The organism is Croceicoccus marinus, assembly GCF_001661675.2.
Classification (GTDB): Bacteria; Pseudomonadota; Alphaproteobacteria; order Sphingomonadales; family Sphingomonadaceae; genus Croceicoccus; species Croceicoccus marinus.
The window spans coordinates 924,742-940,829 of record NZ_CP019602.1 but is presented as its reverse complement, the minus strand read 5'-3'; the positions used below and the strand labels follow the sequence as shown (position 1 = coordinate 940,829).

At 65.3% G+C, this 16,088-nt stretch carries 16 protein-coding genes and 1 tRNA gene; 11 read left to right on the top strand and 6 right to left on the bottom strand.

Annotated features, from left to right (window positions below):
• Positions 1 to 35 precede the first annotated feature (35 nt).
• A complete protein-coding gene (locus tag A9D14_RS04560; protein ID WP_066843318.1) occupies positions 36 to 860 on the bottom strand; it encodes an aspartyl protease family protein in 825 nt (274 codons plus the stop codon).
• Positions 861 to 1,157: 297 nt separating this feature from the next.
• On the opposite strand from A9D14_RS04560, the gene A9D14_RS04555 reads away from it, so the two are divergent.
• Positions 1,158 to 1,943, top strand: coding sequence for a phosphatase PAP2 family protein (locus A9D14_RS04555; RefSeq protein ID WP_066843316.1), 786 nt, complete (start codon positions 1,158 to 1,160; stop codon positions 1,941 to 1,943).
• 19 nt (positions 1,944 to 1,962) lie between these two features.
• On the opposite strand, the gene A9D14_RS04550 is transcribed toward A9D14_RS04555, so the two are convergent.
• The gene (locus tag A9D14_RS04550; protein ID WP_066843314.1) at positions 1,963 to 3,345 is read right to left on the bottom strand and encodes an HD-GYP domain-containing protein; all 1,383 of its coding nucleotides are present in this window, start codon (positions 3,343 to 3,345) and stop codon (positions 1,963 to 1,965) included.
• A gap of 576 nt (positions 3,346 to 3,921) precedes the next feature.
• Between A9D14_RS04550 and A9D14_RS04545 the strand changes: the two genes are divergently transcribed.
• The 3 genes from A9D14_RS04545 to A9D14_RS04535 are packed head-to-tail and all read left to right on the top strand — an operon-like array spanning position 3,922 to position 9,067.
• Complete coding sequence (locus A9D14_RS04545; RefSeq protein WP_066843312.1) at positions 3,922 to 5,001, top strand: alpha/beta hydrolase; 1,080 nt, start codon at positions 3,922 to 3,924, stop codon at positions 4,999 to 5,001.
• Entirely contained in the window at positions 4,998 to 6,896 is a 1,899-nt protein-coding gene (locus A9D14_RS04540; RefSeq protein ID WP_066843310.1) for an NPCBM/NEW2 domain-containing protein, read from the top strand. Before A9D14_RS04545 ends, A9D14_RS04540 begins: the two co-directional genes overlap by 4 nt.
• On the top strand, positions 6,893 to 9,067 hold the full coding sequence (locus A9D14_RS04535; RefSeq protein WP_198302046.1) for a glycoside hydrolase family 43 protein: 2,175 nt from the start codon (positions 6,893 to 6,895) through the stop codon (positions 9,065 to 9,067). The genes A9D14_RS04540 and A9D14_RS04535 overlap by 4 nt, the downstream gene beginning before the upstream one ends.
• Positions 9,068 to 9,314: 247 nt before the next feature.
• On the opposite strand, the gene A9D14_RS04530 is transcribed toward A9D14_RS04535, so the two are convergent.
• The 4 genes from A9D14_RS04530 to grxC all read right to left on the bottom strand — a co-directional run bounded on the left by A9D14_RS04530 (position 9,315) and on the right by grxC (position 11,072).
• Positions 9,315 to 9,391, bottom strand: a tRNA-Arg gene (locus tag A9D14_RS04530).
• Positions 9,392 to 9,455: 64 nt separating this feature from the next.
• Positions 9,456 to 9,953, bottom strand: coding sequence for a DUF1178 family protein (locus tag A9D14_RS04525; RefSeq protein ID WP_066843308.1), 498 nt, complete (start codon positions 9,951 to 9,953; stop codon positions 9,456 to 9,458).
• Positions 9,954 to 9,961: 8 nt separating this feature from the next.
• Positions 9,962 to 10,792 (bottom strand): carbon-nitrogen hydrolase family protein, encoded by an 831-nt coding sequence (locus A9D14_RS04520; protein ID WP_066843306.1) that lies wholly within the window; start codon positions 10,790 to 10,792, stop codon positions 9,962 to 9,964.
• 4 nt (positions 10,793 to 10,796) lie between these two features.
• Entirely contained in the window at positions 10,797 to 11,072 is a 276-nt protein-coding gene (gene grxC / locus A9D14_RS04515; RefSeq protein ID WP_066843304.1) for a glutaredoxin 3, read from the bottom strand.
• Positions 11,073 to 11,280: 208 nt separating this feature from the next.
• Between grxC and A9D14_RS04510 the strand changes: the two genes are divergently transcribed.
• From A9D14_RS04510 to A9D14_RS04480, 7 genes are all read left to right on the top strand, one after another.
• Entirely contained in the window at positions 11,281 to 11,763 is a 483-nt protein-coding gene (locus A9D14_RS04510) for an Hsp20 family protein (protein ID WP_066843302.1), read from the top strand.
• A gap of 166 nt (positions 11,764 to 11,929) precedes the next feature.
• Positions 11,930 to 13,240 (top strand): adenylosuccinate lyase, encoded by a 1,311-nt coding sequence (gene purB, locus A9D14_RS04505; protein WP_066843299.1) that lies wholly within the window; start codon positions 11,930 to 11,932, stop codon positions 13,238 to 13,240.
• Positions 13,241 to 13,349: 109 nt separating this feature from the next.
• Positions 13,350 to 13,712, top strand: a complete 363-nt coding sequence (locus A9D14_RS04500) for a LapA family protein (RefSeq protein WP_066843298.1) — start codon at positions 13,350 to 13,352, stop codon at positions 13,710 to 13,712.
• The gene (gene pyrF / locus A9D14_RS04495; protein WP_066843296.1) at positions 13,709 to 14,383 is read left to right on the top strand and encodes an orotidine-5'-phosphate decarboxylase; all 675 of its coding nucleotides are present in this window, start codon (positions 13,709 to 13,711) and stop codon (positions 14,381 to 14,383) included. The genes A9D14_RS04500 and pyrF overlap by 4 nt, the downstream gene beginning before the upstream one ends.
• A 17-nt stretch (positions 14,384 to 14,400) precedes the next feature.
• Positions 14,401 to 14,889 (top strand): hypothetical protein, encoded by a 489-nt coding sequence (locus A9D14_RS04490; protein WP_066843294.1) that lies wholly within the window; start codon positions 14,401 to 14,403, stop codon positions 14,887 to 14,889.
• Positions 14,886 to 15,404 (top strand): GNAT family N-acetyltransferase, encoded by a 519-nt coding sequence (locus A9D14_RS04485; protein ID WP_066843292.1) that lies wholly within the window; start codon positions 14,886 to 14,888, stop codon positions 15,402 to 15,404. Before A9D14_RS04490 ends, A9D14_RS04485 begins: the two co-directional genes overlap by 4 nt.
• A 10-nt stretch (positions 15,405 to 15,414) precedes the next feature.
• Positions 15,415 to 16,056, top strand: a complete 642-nt coding sequence (locus A9D14_RS04480) for a phosphoribosylanthranilate isomerase (RefSeq protein WP_066843290.1) — start codon at positions 15,415 to 15,417, stop codon at positions 16,054 to 16,056.
• Positions 16,057 to 16,088 lie beyond the last annotated feature (32 nt).

The window sequence follows — 16,088 nt, the reverse complement described above, 5'->3', positions numbered from 1 at the left end:
TTTCTCCGCCCCGCAAAGCGGCGGTTTGGTGCCGTTCAGTCGCGGGGGTCCAGCCACACTTCGCCGTTCGCGAAATCGGTGACGATCCGAAAGTGGCGGAGCAGGCCGACACCGATATTGGCAGGAACCTGCGCATCATCGACAACATGCGCCCTGACATGGCGGAAATTCTTCCCCGCAATGGTCAGTTCGGGGACATAGACGACCAGCCTGCCGACCGCGCCGCCTATGCCGCCAGCCGGTTCGACGCCGACGGGTTCCAGGCCGAGCCGATCCGCCAGATCGGACGAAATCAGAAGTCCCGTGCCATTGCCCAGGTCGAAATCGGCCGGCACGATACGCCCATTGCCGAAACTTACCGGGATCGTCTCGATCCCATGCGCGCCGTTCAGCGAGACCCTCGTCCCCGGGGCGCCCTCCGCTTCGGAAAGCCAGCGGATCAGGCCAGCTTCGATGTCGATGGCCAGCCGGCCGGCATCGAAGATGTCGCGCCCGGCAATCACCGGAACCGCCGAGCGCACCAGCCGCGCCTCGATGTCGGAAAGATCCATGACGGCTGCGACGGGAAGCGCGATCGGGCGGCCCATCACGACGATCGACGATCCTTCGACAAGCTGCGCGGTCGTGGTGGAAGCGCCGGTCCCGCGCGCGACCACTTCCTCGCCCCCGGCGATACCGGCGCGCCTTGCGAAACGGGCGTCGAAGATCGTCACTTCCGCGCCGCTGTCCAACAAGGCTTCGGTCTCTTCTCCTCTGACCTCGACGGGAATGAAAAGGCGGTCGCCGCGCACGATCAGCTCATCGGCGATTGCGGGAACGGGCAGGATCAGCGCCAACGCTGCAAGGAAGATCTTCGTCATGCGCCGCCGGTAGAACGGCGCCCGAAGCCTGCAATATCCACTCGACCAACATCATCGTCGCGTCTGCGAACGGCGGAAAATCCGGTACGGGCAGGTGGCCGCGAACCGGTAGCCGTAGACCGACAGATTGGCCGCAGCGGGACCGGGGCCGGACCGGGAAGCTCCTTAAGAGTTAATTGGCGGCTAATTGGTCGTACCGTCACCGACAATTACCATTTTTCTGCTAAACTCCCGCATCGCGTCTTGTCGGCAGATTCGTGCCCAAGATAGGCGGCATTTTCACAAGGGAGAATTCGGATGGATGTTCGCGCATTGGACATCGCCCTGCTCCAGGCCGTCAACGGGTTCGCGGGCAAGTGGCCGCTGCTTGACCTGATGATGACCAAGGTCGTTGCGCTCTATTCGGTCAAGACACTGCCGCTCGTCTTGTGCATCGTCTGGCTATGGTTCCTGGCCGATGACGAGGATGCGCAGTCGCGCCGCCGGAACCGCATCGCCTCGGCACTGCTGGGCATGTTCCTGGCGCTTGTCGTCAGCCGGGTCATGCAGAACCTCATGCCTCATCTGCCGCGCCCGATGCATACGGCGGGTCTCGACCTGATCACCCCGATCGGCGCCAGCATGGACGAGCTGCAGGGATGGAGCTCGTTCCCGAGCGATCATGCCGCGATGTCCCTGGCGATTTCCTATGGCATCTGGCGGGAATCGCGAAAGCTGGGCATCCTCGCATTCGCGTGGGCGATCCTGGTGATCTGCCTGCCGCGGGTCTATTCGGGCTTTCATTTCCCCAGCGACCTGATCGCGGGCGGGCTGATCGGCGTGGCATGCGTCTATCTGGTGACCCGCCTAGTTCCGCGCCCGCTGAACCTGCGCCTGCCGCTGCAGAACCGCCCCTACGGCCAGTCGATCTTCTATACCGCGACCTTCGCCATATTGTTCTGGATCGCGACGATGTTCGGCGATGTCAGGTCGATCTCGAAGGGCCTTTTCGAAGTGGCCGCGCTGGGCGAGGTGCAATATGAAGAGTCGGAGCCCGAGCCCGGCCAGGGATTCGCGGCGGTCGCGCCGCTCGACGCTTCGTGAAGCCGGCGATGATGGGGCGTCAGGCCGCCGGCAGACCGATCCTGATGTCCGCCTGACGCAGGATCGCAAGGCATGCCGGGTCGATCGCCTTGCCCGCTTCCTTTTCCATGATCGCGAAAGCCTCGTCCACCGACAGCGCCGCGCGATAGGGGCGGTCCGCGGTCAGCGCGTCGAAGAAATCGCAGACCGTGATGATGCGCGCCTCGATCGCCAGCTGGCTTTCGTCCAGGCCGAGCGGATAGCCCCTGCCATCCAGCCGCTCGTGATGCGACGCGGCGATGTCGGCCATGTCGCGCATGGGCGCGATCCTGCCCAGGATCTCGGCCGTGCGCTCGGCGTGGCCGCGCATCAGGGTCCATTCGTCGTCTTCCAGCTTTCCCGGCTTCTCCAGGATCTGGCTGCTGACCCCCAGCTTGCCCACGTCGTGCAGCATCGCCGCCCTGCGCAGCGAGCGTAGCTGCGCGTCATCCAGCCCCATGGCCTTGCCCACGATGGCGGCATAGTCGCCGACCCGCTGGCTGTGGCCGGAAGTGAACGGGCTTTTCGCGTCGATCACCTGCCCGAATGCGGCGGTAATATCGTCGAGGAACTGATCGTCGACCAGCAGGACGCTTTCTTCGGGCAGCAGCGAGACCACCGCGTCGTGCAGCGCCGGATCGCCAAGCTGCTCCCAGAACGCGCTATCGCCGCTCACCGCCAGGAAGGCGTCGCATAGCGCCGGGTCGAGCCAGCTTCCGGACAGGCGCGCGACCTCGGCGCGGGCGGCGTCCGGCCCGGCGCTGGAAAGGAACACATCGGCGATCTGCCCCAGCAGCGCCATGCGCGAGGCCAGCGGGACTTCCCGTTCCTTCAGCCCTGCCGGGCGGCCGCTGCCATCCCAATGCTCGTCCAGCGAATAGATCCCCTGCGCGACATCTTCGGGGAAGCGCAGCAGGCGCGCGATCTCGGCCCCGCGGGTGCAGCGCGCGCCGATCATGTCGTCGACGATCCGCGGGCCGTTGCGCAGGATGTTGAGGATCGCCGCACCCCTGCGCCAGATCGTCGTGCCGCGCCCGGTCCTGGCGAACACGAAGCGAAGCGCCGGTCCGATGCCGTCGCCGACCAGCTTGAAGTCATGCTTGAAGCTGCGATCGTCGGTCAGATAGACTTCGGCAACGCGCGCCGCATTGCTGCTGCATCCCAGGTCTTTCAGCATGGCGGTGTAATAGATCGTGCGCAGGTCCTGCGCGCCCGCGCCCAGCCGCATGGCGGTCTGCATCGCGATCCAGCATGCGCGCAGGCTGTGCCCCTCCGGCTGCCCCTCCGTCAGGTCGAGAGCGAAGGAGAACGCGCCCATCAGCTCGGGCAGAGAGGTGCGCGCATCGCTCACCAGCGGTTGGGCGAGATCGCGTAGATGAGCCATGCCAAGTATGTCCAGATTTCAGGTCTGCGCATCCTAGGCGCAACAGGTAAACCGGCCTTTAAGGCGCAATCGCACTTGATCGGAAGGGGGCGGTGAAGGCTCTGCGAAGCGGTGCTGCGTTCCGGTGTCCGCGCCGCTGTTCCCGGCCGTTGCGGCCAATGGCTGCCAGAAATGATCCAGTTCGCGCAGAAACTGCCCGGGACGCGAAATCAGATCGGCGATCTCTCCACGCTGTCCGATGGGAACACAAGCCCGTTCAGCCCAGGCGTCTTGTCGGCGTAGAAGTCACCGCCAAGTTCCGGCAAACCTGTCAATCCGCGGCACGCCGCCATCACAGCCGGCCGCGCCAGCCGCCGAAAAGTAAGGAGCCTGCCGCGATACCCCCAACAATCGGCTCGGCGGCAGATCCCTTGTCGCGCCTGCGATCTACCCCCCCTTGCTTCTTTTTTATTTGCCGGAGTATTGAAGGCGCGCAGAACCGGTGAACGGGCACCGTGGATGAGAGGTCGCGGGGCGGCGCAAACCGCCGCCATCCTCCTCGTCCGCAGCGCAGCATTGGAGGGGAAATCAAGAAACATGGCGATCCGCAGCATCCTGTCAGCCGGCCTGGCCCTTGCGCTTGCATCGGCGGCGACCGCGCCTGTCCATGCCCAGGTCGGCACCCAGCAGCCGCCGGTGGTGGAAGGCGCCGCGAAGGTGCGGATCGACCACGTGACGGTCCATTCGGACGCCATCGCCGGCAATCTCATGGGCACGACCGCCGAGCGCGACGTCCATGTCGTCCTTCCGCCCAGCTATGACCAGAACCCCGACCGGCGCTATCCGGTCGTCTATGCACTGCACGGTTACTGGGTGAAGGCCGAACAATGGCTGAAGGAAGTCCACATGCCGCAGACGGCGGAGGGCGCGTTCGCCAGTGGAGTGCCCGAGATGATCCTGGTATTCCCCGACAGCTGGAACGAACATAACGGATCGTTCTATTCGGACTCGCCCACGACCGGGAATTTCGAGGATTTCATCGCGGACGAGCTGATCGACTATGTCGACAGAAATTATCGCACCATCGCCCGTCCCGAGAGCCGCGGACTGGTCGGCCATTCGATGGGCGGCTACGGCGCCAGCCGCATCGGGATCAAGCATGCCGACAAATATGGCGCGCTCTATCTGATGGCGCCGTGCTGCCAGTCGCCGATGGGTTCGCGCGACCTGACCGCGCAGGACGTGCAGACGATCATTGCGGTGCCCAGCGTCGCCGCTTCGCAGGAACTGCCGGGCAATCTGCGCAGCGCGCTGGCGGTTGCCGCCGCCTTTTCGCCCGACCCCGATGCTGCGCCGCTTTACGTCGACCTGCCCGTCGATGCGCAGGGCAAGGAACGGCCCGACGTCCTCGCCCGGTGGAAGGCCAACTCGCCGCTCTCGTTCCTCGATCGATATGCCGACAAGGTCCGCGACTACCGCGCCGTCGCGATCGACGTGGGGGACAAGGACTTCCTGCTGGACGATGCCCGGCTGCTGCATGACGCGCTGCTGGCACGCGGCATCGACAACACGCTGGACGTCTATGACGGCGACCATACCAACCGCCTTGGCTTTCGGATGCAGGACCATGTCCTGCCGTTCTTCGGCCGCACGCTTGTTACGGGAACGTCCGAATGATTCGCCTGCACTTGCCCACCCTCGCCGCGGCATGCGCGCTGGCGGCCCTGCCCTTTTCCGCCGGGGCGGACGAACTTGACCCGACCGGCGAGTGGAGCGCCTATGGCGGCGGACAGGCGCCGCTGCCGCCGATGGGCTGGAACAGCTGGAACGCGTTCTATCACGACATCGACGAGGAAAAGGTCCTCGCCAGCGCGCAAATCATCCTGGACAGCGGGCTGGCCGATGCGGGCTATCGCTATGTCAATATCGACGACGGCTGGTGGCTGAAGCGCGATACCGACACGGGACGCATGGTGATCCGCACCGCGACCTTTCCGTCAGCCGCGACGGACAGCGACCGCACCAGCTTCCGCCCCCTGACCGACCGGCTTCACGCCATGGGGCTGAAGGCGGGCATCTATTCCGACATCGGGCGCAACAGCTGCGGCCAGACCTTCGGCCACGGCAATGCGAACAATCCCGCCGGCACCGCGGCAGAGCGCGAGGTGGGCCTGTACGATCATATCGACCAGGACATCGCGCTGTATTTCGGCGAATGGGGCTTCGACTATATCAAGGTCGATGGCTGCGGCATTCGCGGCATGGGCGCGGATAATCCGAACGTACAGAAAGGCATCTACCGCGAGGTGACGCCGCTGATCGATTTCGATTCGATCGCGAAGACCGACGTGCCCGCGGTAAAGGATTTGTTCGCACAGGTCGGGCAGGCGCTGGTCAAGCACAACCCGGACGGCGATTTCCTCTATTCGCTATGCATCTGGGGCAGCGCGAACGTGCGGTCGTGGGGCAAGGAATACGGCAATATCTCGCGCACGAGCGAGGATATCGCGCCCTACTGGGGCCGCATGCTGCACAATCTCGATTCTGCGTCGCGCCGCGCGCTCTATGCGCAGCCGGGCAACTGGAACGATCCCGACATGCTGTTCGTCGGCACGGGCGATTTCGACACCGATCATCCGGCCGAGGCGCGCAGCCATTTCAGCCTGTGGGCGATGCTGAACGCGCCGCTGATCATCGGCTACGACCTGCGCAAGGCGACGCCAGAGCAGCTGGCGATCCTTGGCAACCGCGAGCTGATCGCGCTGAACCAGGACCCTGCGGGCAACCAGGCCGTGCTGGCCTATGATACCGAAGATGTGCAGTTCTTCGTTAAGACGCTGGCCGACGGGACGAAGGCGGTCGCTCTGTTCAACCGCACGGCCACGCAGATGCCGGTCACGCTGACCGCCGATCACCTGAAATATGCGGCGGACGGCCAGATCGCCCTGACCGATCTGTGGAGCGGCGAGGCCAGCAGTTTCACCGGCGAGCAGGAGTTCACGCTGGCCCCGCATGAGACCCGGGTGTTCCGCGCGGCAGGCACGCGCGCCCTGCCCGGCGGCATGTATCTTTCCGAAATGCCGGGGCGGATCAATGTCGCCGAGGAAGGCATCGATTTCCCCGAACCCGATCCGATGATCCACCGCGCCATCGTGCCGTGGCAGAACACCCGCTCGAACGGAGAGCGGCCCCGCTATACCGGATGGGGCGGCGCGCGGGCCGATTCCTCGCCCTATGGCCAGATGCTGCGCGTCGCGGACCGCGAGTTCCTGACCGGCATCGGCGTGCTGGCCAATTCGCGGCTGGAAGTTCGCGGCGACGGATTCCGCCGGTTCAGCGCGATGGTCGGGCGCGACGACAGCGGGCCTGACGATGGCAGCCGGGTGCGGTTCGAAGTCTATGGCGACGGAAAGCTGCTGGGCGCCAGCGAATGGATGGGCCTCGCCGAACCGGCGAAACCCCTGTCGGTCGATACCGGCGGCGCGGCCATCGTCGAACTGGTCGTGCGCGGCGACGGCAAGACCGCCCGCCCCGTGCCCGTCACCTGGGGCGATGCCGCGCTGCTGCCATGACCGTCATGGCCCCGATTGCCGGTTTCCGGCTGCGGATCGGCAGCGCGGTCCTTGGGGCCATGCTGGCGCTGGCGGCTGTTCCGGCGGCGACCCACGCCCGGCCCCTGCCCGATCCGCCCCAGCCCCATCCTACCGCCGCCGAAAGCTGGACGGCGGACAATGGCGACGGCAGTTTCACCAATCCGATCTTCAACGACGAATTTTCGGATCCCGACATCATCCGGGTCGGTGACGATTACTACATGACCGGCACGACCATGCACATGATGCCGGGCCTGCCGGTGCTGCATTCGCGCGACCTGGTGAACTGGACCCTGCGGTCCTATGCGTTCGACCGGCTCGATCTCGGCCCCGGCTGGCGGCTTGAGGATGGGCAGGACATCTATGGCCAGGGCATCTGGGCGCCCAGCCTGCGCTTTCACGACGGCATGTTCACCATCTTCGCCAATGTGAACGGCTTCGGCCTGCAGGTGTTTCGCAGCGCCAGCCCCGACGGTCCCTGGAAGCGCACGCCGTTCACGGGCGACCTGCACGACGTATCGGTGCTGTTCGACGACGACGGCCGCGTGTGGGCGGTATATAATTACGACGAGGTTCGCCTGGTCGAGATCAAGTCCGACCTGTCGGGCGTGATCGAAGGCAGCGAGCGCGTCATCATGCCTGCCGGCAATGCGCTGGGCGAAGGGCATCATTTCTACAAGGTCGACGGGCACTATTACATCATCACCGCCAATTACGCGCCGGTGGGGCGCATGATGGCGATCCGCGCCGACAGCCTGGACGGGCCGTGGGAAACAGTCCAGATCTCGGCCCGCGAAACCATGGGCGAGCCGCTGGGCTGGGGCGTCGGCAATGTCGGGCTCGGTACCGACTTGCCCGCGGCGGGCGATCCCGTCGAGCTGACCCCGCCGCCGCCCGCCGACCGGTTCGGCGCGTCGCCGCTGCATCAGGGCGGGATCGTCGAATTGCCGAACGGCGACTGGTGGGGCTTTTCGATGATGGATGTCCGTTCGATGGGGCGCACGGTCTATCTCTCACCCGTGACGTGGAAGGATGGCTGGCCCTTCTTCGGGCTGCCGGGCAATCTGGGCCGCAGCCCGCGAAGCTGGCTGAAGCCCGCCACCGGCCACGACGATCCGCCCCGCCCGACATGGCAGCGCAGCGACGATTTCGCGGGGCCCGATCTTCGGCCGATCTGGCAGTGGAATCACCTGCCGATCGATCAGGCATGGACGCTGCAGGGCGGCAGGCTGCACCTGACGGCGCTGCCCGCCAGCGACTTCCTGCGTGCGCGCAACACGCTGACGCAGCGCGCCGTCGCGCCCGAAAGCATCGCCCAAGTGACGGTGGACGGGCGCGATCTTGGCGCGGGGGACCGCGCGGGTCTGGCTTTGCTCAATATTCCCTATGGCACGCTGTCGGTCGAACGCGGCGGCGATGGCTGGCAGATCCGCCATTACGACCAGCAGCGCAACCGAACCGCAACAGCGCCATTGCCTGGCCCCGTGGCCCGGCTGCGCACCCATGTCGATCTGGACAGCGAGCTCGGACTATTTTCTTACAGCACGGATGGCGGCAAAAGCTGGCAATCCATCGGCGAGCCGCTGCGCCTGCCCTATCAGCTCAAGACGTTCCAGGGCGTGCGCTTTGCGCTGTTTTCGTACAACGGCGAAGGCCGCACGGGCGGGGCCGCGCAGTTCGACGATTTCGCCGTGACCGAACCGCTGGCCGACAGGTCGGGCAATATTCCGCTCTCGCAGGCGGTCACCATCTCCAACCTGGCCGATGACAGCCTGCTGTGGGCCGACCCGCACGGCATGCTGCATGTCGCCGCTGCCGGCAGCGCGGAAGCCCGGGACCAGCGAACGCGCTTCAAAATTCACGACCGCGGGCAAGGCCGCGTCGTGATCGAGGCGCTGGGTGTGCCCAGCCCTGCCAATTTCGTGACAATCGTTGGCGAAGGCATGCCAGCCGATGTGCGATTCCAGCGCGAAAGCGATGCAAGCCTGTTCCAATGGCAGGACATGCTACGGGGGCAGTTCATGCTGCTGTCGCTCAAGACCCAGCGCTATCTCGGCATCGATCCGGCAACCGAAGAGCCCTATGCAGCCGACTGGCCCGGCCCCTCCCCGTCGCGGAAAGACGGAACCGTGTTTCGCTGGAGCCAGTAGGGGCAGCGCATTCGGCGGTAAGCTCGCGTTAGCTACACTAACGGTGGAACTGAATTTAAACATGGCGCGTGGTCGTTCGCACGAATGCCCATCCCTTCAAGCCGCCTCGGCAAGCGGACAATGCTAGCTGCGACGCAGGAACGATCACCAATAGTGACGACGACATATTCGGCGCCAGTTGAGCCTAATATGCCAGCACCAGCCTCTCGCCTAAGGCGAGGAACCAGTGCGTACTTCTATGGCAAAATGGTGCGCCCGACAGGATTCGAACCTGTGGCCCCCAGATTAGGAATCTGATGCTCTATCCTGCTGAGCTACGGGCGCGCGCCGGTTCGTTTAAGGATGCGCGGCGCAAATGGCAATTGCCGAAAACGGACTGCCAAGCCGTTCAGTTGACGGCGTCGGGCGGTGCCACGGGAAACGGCAGGGCCGCGATCTCGATGCCTTCCTCGATCAGTTGCTCGGCTTCCTCGATACTCGTTTCGCCGTGGATCGGCTGCGCTTCGGTTTCGCCGTAGTGCATGGACCGCGCCTCGTCCGCGAACTTTCCGCCGACCCAGCGTGATTTTTCCAGAACCTTGCGCTGGATCTCGGCCATGGCGACGAGCGCCTTCTTCGTTTCATCGGACAGGGGCGCCATCGTAGCCACGGCGGCGTCCTGGCCAGGATCGACCACCGGCCTGCGCTCGGGAATGGGTTTTGCCAATTGCTGATTGCCCTTGCGTCCCACCGCGGGGGCCATGACGGCCTTTTCGACCTGGTCGCCGCCGCAATTGGGGCAGACCAGCAATCCGTTCTGCCGCTGATCCTCGAAATCTTCCGAGGAGCGGAACCACCCTTCGAATCGGGTGCTGTCTTCGCGGCAGTGGAGATCGAATACAATCATGACATTTGTCACTTAGTGATTGCACGGCGGTTGGCAAGGCTGGGCAACTGGGCGCGCACGCGCTCGATCCGACCAGCGTCGATCTCGGCAAATCCGACGCCCGGCGCCTCGCCGCCCATGTCCAGCACCACTTCGCCCCAAGGGTCGACGACCAGCGAGTGGCCATAGGTCTTGCGGCCATCCTCGTGCTCGCCCACTTGCGCGGCGGCGATGACATAGGCGCTGGCCTCGATCGCGCGGGCGCGCAGCAGGACGTGCCAGTGCGCCGCACCGGTCGGGCGGGTGAAGGCGGCGGGGCAGGCGATGGCATCGCAGCGCGCATCGCCCAGCGCTGCCCAGAGGGCCGGAAACCGCATGTCGTAGCAGACCGCCAGGCCCAGTCTGCCGATCGGCGTGTCGGCGGTCACCACGCGGTCGCCGGGTGCGAAGCCGTTCGATTCCCGCCAGCTTTCGCCGCTCGCTCCGTCGTCGATATCGACATCGAACATGTGGATCTTGTCATAGCGGGCCGCGACCGAACCATCGGGGGACACCAGCAGCGACCGGTTGGCCCAGCGGCTTTCCCCATCCTCGCGAAGGACTGCGAGGGAGCCCAGCGCGACCCATATGCCAGGGGCCCTCGCGGCATCGACCACGGCGGCCAGCACCGCGCTCTCGCCTTCCGGCGACACATGCTCGGCCGCGCGCTTGCGGTTGCGGTCGAGCATGCCCGACATTTCGGGCGTGAACAGCATAAGCGCCCCGCCCCTGCCCGCTTCGTCGATCGCCGCGACAAGGCGATCGGCGTTCGCGGCCGGATCGATGCCGGTATTGGCCTGGAAAAGCGCGATCCGCGTCACGGGGTCATCGGCCCAGCATCGCGTCGAGCTTTCCCTCACGCTCAAGCGCGGCAAGATCGTCGCTGCCGCCGATCGACTTATCGTCGATGAAGATCTGCGGCACGGTTCGCGCACCGGGCGCACGCTCGCCCATTTCCTGGCGCTTGGCGCGGTCCATCGTCACGTCATATTCGGTGAAATCGACGTCCTTGTCCTTCAGCAGCGCGACCGCGCGGTGGCAATAGGGGCAGCCGAACTGCGTGTAGATCTCGACCTTCGGGGTTGAAGCTTCTGCGTTCATGGAATTTCCTTTTCAGATGGCGATTTCGCCGGTTGCAGGACGGCCAAAAGCTCTTGAATAGCTTCGCCGGATTACCAACTATAAACGGCGGACAGCCATGCCGGTTTCGGATGGATGCCCGCTTCGTCTGGCAGGAAGTGCGAATGCCCGTTTGCGGGGTTTGCCAAGCGACCTGCCGCTAGATTGCTTCTGATGGAGGATTTGCAAGATGAACCGTTTCGATTTTACCCCCTATCGCCGCACCACTGTCGGCTTCGACCGCCTGTTCGACCTGCTTGAAAACAACGCACGGGCGGCCCAGGGCGACAATTACCCGCCCTTCAATATCGAGCGTAGCGGCGACGATGCCTATCGCATCACGCTGGCCGTTGCCGGCTTCAAGCCCGAGGATATCGACATCACGGCCCAGCAGAACATGCTGACCGTGCAGGGCCGCAAGGCGGAAGATACTGAAGAGCGCGAGTATCTGCATGTCGGCATCGCCCAGCGCGGGTTCGAGCGCCGGTTCGAGCTGGCCGATTTCGTGCTGGTCAGGAACGCGCAGCTGGCCGACGGCCTGCTCGTGATCGATCTTGAGCGTGAGGTGCCCGAGGCGATGAAGCCCAAGAAGATCGCGATCAACGGCGCCAAGAAGCTGAGCGTGATCGATGGCTCCGACAAGGGCGGCGAGAGCGAGGAAAAGGCTGCGTAGGCCTTTCCGCTTGGAATGACGGGGGCGCGGCCGGGCAATCGGCCGCGCCCTTTTTTGTGGGCGGGATAAAGGCGGAACCCCGCTGCCTCTTGCCATCGGTGCCTCTCGGGCCTAGCCGCGCGGGTCAGATCATCCCGCCGCAATCGCAGACCGGAGCTTCCGACCCATGGTCCCACGTTACGCCCGCCCCGCCATGACCGCCATCTGGGAGCCGGAGGCGAAATATCGCATATGGTTCGAACTGGAAGCGCATGCGACCGAGAAGCTGGGCGAACTGGGCGTGGTGCCTCCGGCGGCGGCCAAGGCGCTTTGGGACTGGTGGGCGACCGACCCGAAGATCGACGTCGAGGCGATCGACGCGATCGAAGCGGTGACCAAGCATGACGTTATCGCCTTCCTGACCTGGGTGGCCGAGAACGTCGGCGACGAGGCGCGCTTCATGCATCAGGGCATGACCAGCTCCGACGTGCTGGACACGACGCTCGCGGTGCAGCTCGACCGTGCTTCCGCTATTCTGCTTGAGGATCTCGACAGGCTGCTCGGCGCGATCAGGACGCGCGCGGAAGAGCACAAGTACACCCCCACCATCGGCCGCAGCCACGGCATCCACGCCGAGCCGGTGACCTTTGGCCTCAAGATGGCGGAGGCCTATGCCGAATTCAGCCGCTGCAAGGAGCGCCTTGAATTCGCGCGCAAGGAAATTGCCACCTGCGCGATTTCGGGGGCGGTCGGCACATTCGCCAATATCGATCCCAGCGTCGAAGCCTATGTGGCCGAGAAGATGGGCCTTGCCGTCGAGCCGGTGTCCACGCAGGTCATCCCGCGCGACCGCCACGCTATGTTCTTCGCCGTGCTGGGCGTCATCGCCTCGTCGATCGAGCGGCTGTCGGTCGAAGTGCGCCATCTGCAGCGGACCGAGGTGCTGGAGGCCGAGGAATATTTCTCGCCCGGCCAGAAGGGTTCGTCGGCCATGCCGCACAAGCGCAACCCGGTTTTGACCGAGAACCTGACCGGCCTTGCCCGTGTCGTCCGCGGCGCGGTCGTTCCGGCGATGGAGAACGTCGCGCTCTGGCACGAACGCGACATCTCGCACTCCTCGGTCGAGCGGTTCATCGGGCCGGATGCGACGATCACGCTGGACTTCGCCCTCTCCCGCCTGACGGGCGTGGTCGAAAAGCTGCTGGTCTATCCCGAGCGGATGCAGAAGAACCTCGACCGCATGGGCGGCCTCGTCCATTCGCAGCGCGTGCTGCTGGCACTGACGCAGGCGGGTGTGAGCCGCGAGGACGCCTATCGCCTCGTCCAGCGCAATGCGATGAAGGTGTGGGACAGCGACGGCGCGCTGTCGCTGCTCGAACTGCTGAAGGCCGACAATGAGGTGACGGCCGCGCTGACCCCGCAGCAGATCGAGGAGAAATTCGACCTCGACTATCACTTCAAGCATGTCGACACGATCTTCGCGCGCGTATTTTCCTGACGTTCTAAAGGGTCGGCGGCCATGTCGGGGCGGACTGGCCAAGCCCCGATTTCACGCTTAGGGTCGGGGACTTGCCGGGTCCGCAACACCGCGCCTGACGGGAGACAACATGAAGATCATACGCTCCGTCCTGTGGGTCGTCATCATCGTGGCGCTTGCGCTGTTTACGGCGTTCAACTGGACCTCGGTCGATATCCGCATCTGGGAAAGCCTTGTTCTCGAGACGAAGCTTCCGGTGCTGATTCTGGTCGCGTTCCTGCTGGGCTTTGGCCCGATGTGGCTCACCCATCGCACGACGGTATGGCGTCTGAAGCGGCGGATCGGCTCGCTCGAGGCATCGCAAAGGTCGCTGATCGCCAGCCAGAATGCGCCGACCCCGAATGCAACGGCCCCTAATGCACCGGGCAGGCATGAACCCGTCACCGGCGGCACCGGAATCGACACGCTGGGACGCGAGGACGACCGCCTGTGAGCAACCCGATCTTTCTTGCATTGGACGTACCGCAGATCGAAGCGGCCAAGGAACTGGCCGGCAAGGTCAAGGGACATGTCGGCGGGCTGAAGCTGGGCCTCGAATTCTTCTGCGCGCATGGGCACCACGGCGTGCACGAGATTGCGCAGCTTGGCATGCCGATCTTTCTCGACCTCAAGCTGCATGACATTCCGAACACGGTGGCAGGCGCGATGCAGGCGATCCACGTGCTGGAACCGGCGATCGTCACCATTCACGCGGGCGGCGGGCGCGCGATGATGGAGGATGCCAAGGCCGCTGCGGGAGAGAATACCAAGGTTGTGGCCGTCACCATGCTGACCAGCCTCGACGACCGGGACCTGTCCGCGACGGGGGTCCAGGGTAGCGCGCATGATCAGGTCATGCGCCTTGCCGAACTGGCCGAAAGGTCGGGCCTGGACGGCATCGTCTGTTCGGGGCACGAGGTGGGCGCGGTGCACAAGCAGTGGAAGCACGGCTATTTCGTCGTCCCCGGCCTGCGGCTTGCGGGCAATTCGGTCGGCGACCAGAAGCGCGTGGTAACGCCGCGGCAGGCGCGTGACGACGGGGCCAGCGTCCTCGTCATCGGTCGCGAGATCTCGAGGGCGGAGGATCCGCTGGCCGCTGCCCGCATGATAGAGGCGACGCTCTGATCTTCGCGGCGATCCTTGTGGCCCTGGCGGGCGCGGCGGCCCAGCCCGACCTGCCGCCCAAGACCACGGTGCTGGCGGGGCCTTCTGCCGGTTTCCAGTTGCCCGCCTGCTCGCGCGCCACGGCAGGCCCGGTCGATGGAGGCTGGGAGGCTGAGGACAGCGACGTGACCGCGATGGAGGCCGCGCTGGCGCAGGTACTGCCCGCGCTAGCCGAGCGGGACGGCTATGGCATCGGCACCGAAAATCCCGATCCGCTGACCTATCGCATGAACGATCCGCGATGGCAGCGCGAGATCTTCGGCATCACGCGCGGCGGCAGGCGCATCCTCTATGCCAATTTCGTGCCCGCCGACATCATGCCCGACCAGCGGCATTTGCCGACCAATGTCTGCGACGGCGGCCCGGCCTTCTTCGGGGTGGAGTACGACGTCGCCGCGGGGCGGATCAGCCATATCGCCTTCAATGGCGCGCTGGGCGGCCCGTTCTGGCCCGCCTATACGCCATGAGCATTGCCGACAGCGTTTCCATTCGCCGCGCCGGTCCTGCCGACGGGAACGCGCTGAAGCCGCTGATCGAGGGTGGCTATCGCGGCTCTTCGGCGCGGCGCGGCTGGACCCATGAAGCCGATATCGTCGAGAACGAGCGCATTGGCGCAGGCGAACTGGCCGCGATGCTGGCCGATCCCGCGATCCATTTCCTGATCGCGGAAAAGAACGGCCAGCCCGTGGGCTGCATCGCGGTGACCGACAAGGCAGAGGCACGCGCCTATTTCGGCCTGCTGTGCGTCGATCCGCCGATGCAGAGCGGCGGCCTGGGATCGCGCCTGATCCGCGAGGCGGAGGAGCTGGCCCGCGGGCTGGGCGCCCGGATCATGGAAATCTCGGTGATCGAGGACCGTCAGGAGTTGATCGCGATGTACGAGCGCAAGGGCTATCGGGACACCGGCCGGCGCGATCCGTTTCCGGCGCCGCAGCCCCGCCCGCTGCACTTCCGCCTTTTCGAAAAGCGCCTCCACGGCTAACGGCAGCGGAATGGGCAATGTGAAGATCAAGATCTGCGGCATCAGCGATGGCGCCGCGATGGATGGGGCGATCGACGCGGGTGCCGACTATGCGGGCCTGGTGTTCTATCCCCCCTCGCCCCGCCATATTGGCAGCAATGACGCGGCGCTTCTGGCCGAACGCTCGGGCCCGCGCATTGCGCGCGTCGGGCTGTTCGTCGATGCGGACGATGCGCAGATCGGCGATGCCGTCGCGGCGGGCCGGCTGGATGCCTTGCAACTGCACGGATCGGAAGCGCCGGCGCGCGCCGCAGACCTGCGCGCGCGGTTCGGCCTGCCGGTGTGGAAGGCCATCGCGGTATCCAGCGCAAGCGATGTCAAGCGTGCCGAGCAATATGCAGGCGCCGCCGACCTGGTCCTGTTCGATGCCAGGACGCCCAAGGGCACCTTGCCCGGCGGGATGGGGCTGTCGTTCGACTGGTCGCTGCTGCGCCATTATCGCGGATCACTGCCCTGGGGGCTGGCCGGCGGGATCACGCCCGCCAATGTCGCCCATGCCATCGCGCAGACCGGTGCGCCGCTGGTCGATGTATCCTCGGGGGTGGAAAGCGCGCCGGGGCTCAAGGACCCGGCCCGGATCAAGGCCTTCGTGTCAGCTGTCCGAAAGGGCTGAATTCCTGCTGCCGTCCCGCTGGACAAGGCCCG

Excerpts from the sequence above, each read along its gene's own strand:
- A9D14_RS04485 (WP_066843292.1), top strand. The coding sequence starts at position 14,886 with ATGAGCATTGCCGACAGCGTTTCCATTCGCCGCGCCGGTCCTGCCGAC.
- A9D14_RS04510 (WP_066843302.1), top strand. The coding sequence starts at position 11,281 with ATGAACCGTTTCGATTTTACCCCCTATCGCCGCACCACTGTCGGCTTC.
- A9D14_RS04480 (WP_066843290.1), top strand. The coding sequence starts at position 15,415 with ATGGGCAATGTGAAGATCAAGATCTGCGGCATCAGCGATGGCGCCGCG.
- A9D14_RS04540 (WP_066843310.1), top strand. The coding sequence starts at position 4,998 with ATGATTCGCCTGCACTTGCCCACCCTCGCCGCGGCATGCGCGCTGGCG.
- A9D14_RS04560 (WP_066843318.1), bottom strand. The coding sequence starts at position 860 with ATGACGAAGATCTTCCTTGCAGCGTTGGCGCTGATCCTGCCCGTTCCC.
- grxC (WP_066843304.1), bottom strand. The coding sequence starts at position 11,072 with ATGAACGCAGAAGCTTCAACCCCGAAGGTCGAGATCTACACGCAGTTC.
- purB (WP_066843299.1), top strand. The coding sequence starts at position 11,930 with ATGGTCCCACGTTACGCCCGCCCCGCCATGACCGCCATCTGGGAGCCG.
- A9D14_RS04535 (WP_198302046.1), top strand. The coding sequence starts at position 6,893 with ATGACCGTCATGGCCCCGATTGCCGGTTTCCGGCTGCGGATCGGCAGC.
- A9D14_RS04555 (WP_066843316.1), top strand. The coding sequence starts at position 1,158 with ATGGATGTTCGCGCATTGGACATCGCCCTGCTCCAGGCCGTCAACGGG.
- A9D14_RS04550 (WP_066843314.1), bottom strand. The coding sequence starts at position 3,345 with ATGGCTCATCTACGCGATCTCGCCCAACCGCTGGTGAGCGATGCGCGC.
- A9D14_RS04525 (WP_066843308.1), bottom strand. The coding sequence starts at position 9,953 with ATGATTGTATTCGATCTCCACTGCCGCGAAGACAGCACCCGATTCGAA.
- A9D14_RS04545 (WP_066843312.1), top strand. The coding sequence starts at position 3,922 with ATGGCGATCCGCAGCATCCTGTCAGCCGGCCTGGCCCTTGCGCTTGCA.
- A9D14_RS04500 (WP_066843298.1), top strand. The coding sequence starts at position 13,350 with ATGAAGATCATACGCTCCGTCCTGTGGGTCGTCATCATCGTGGCGCTT.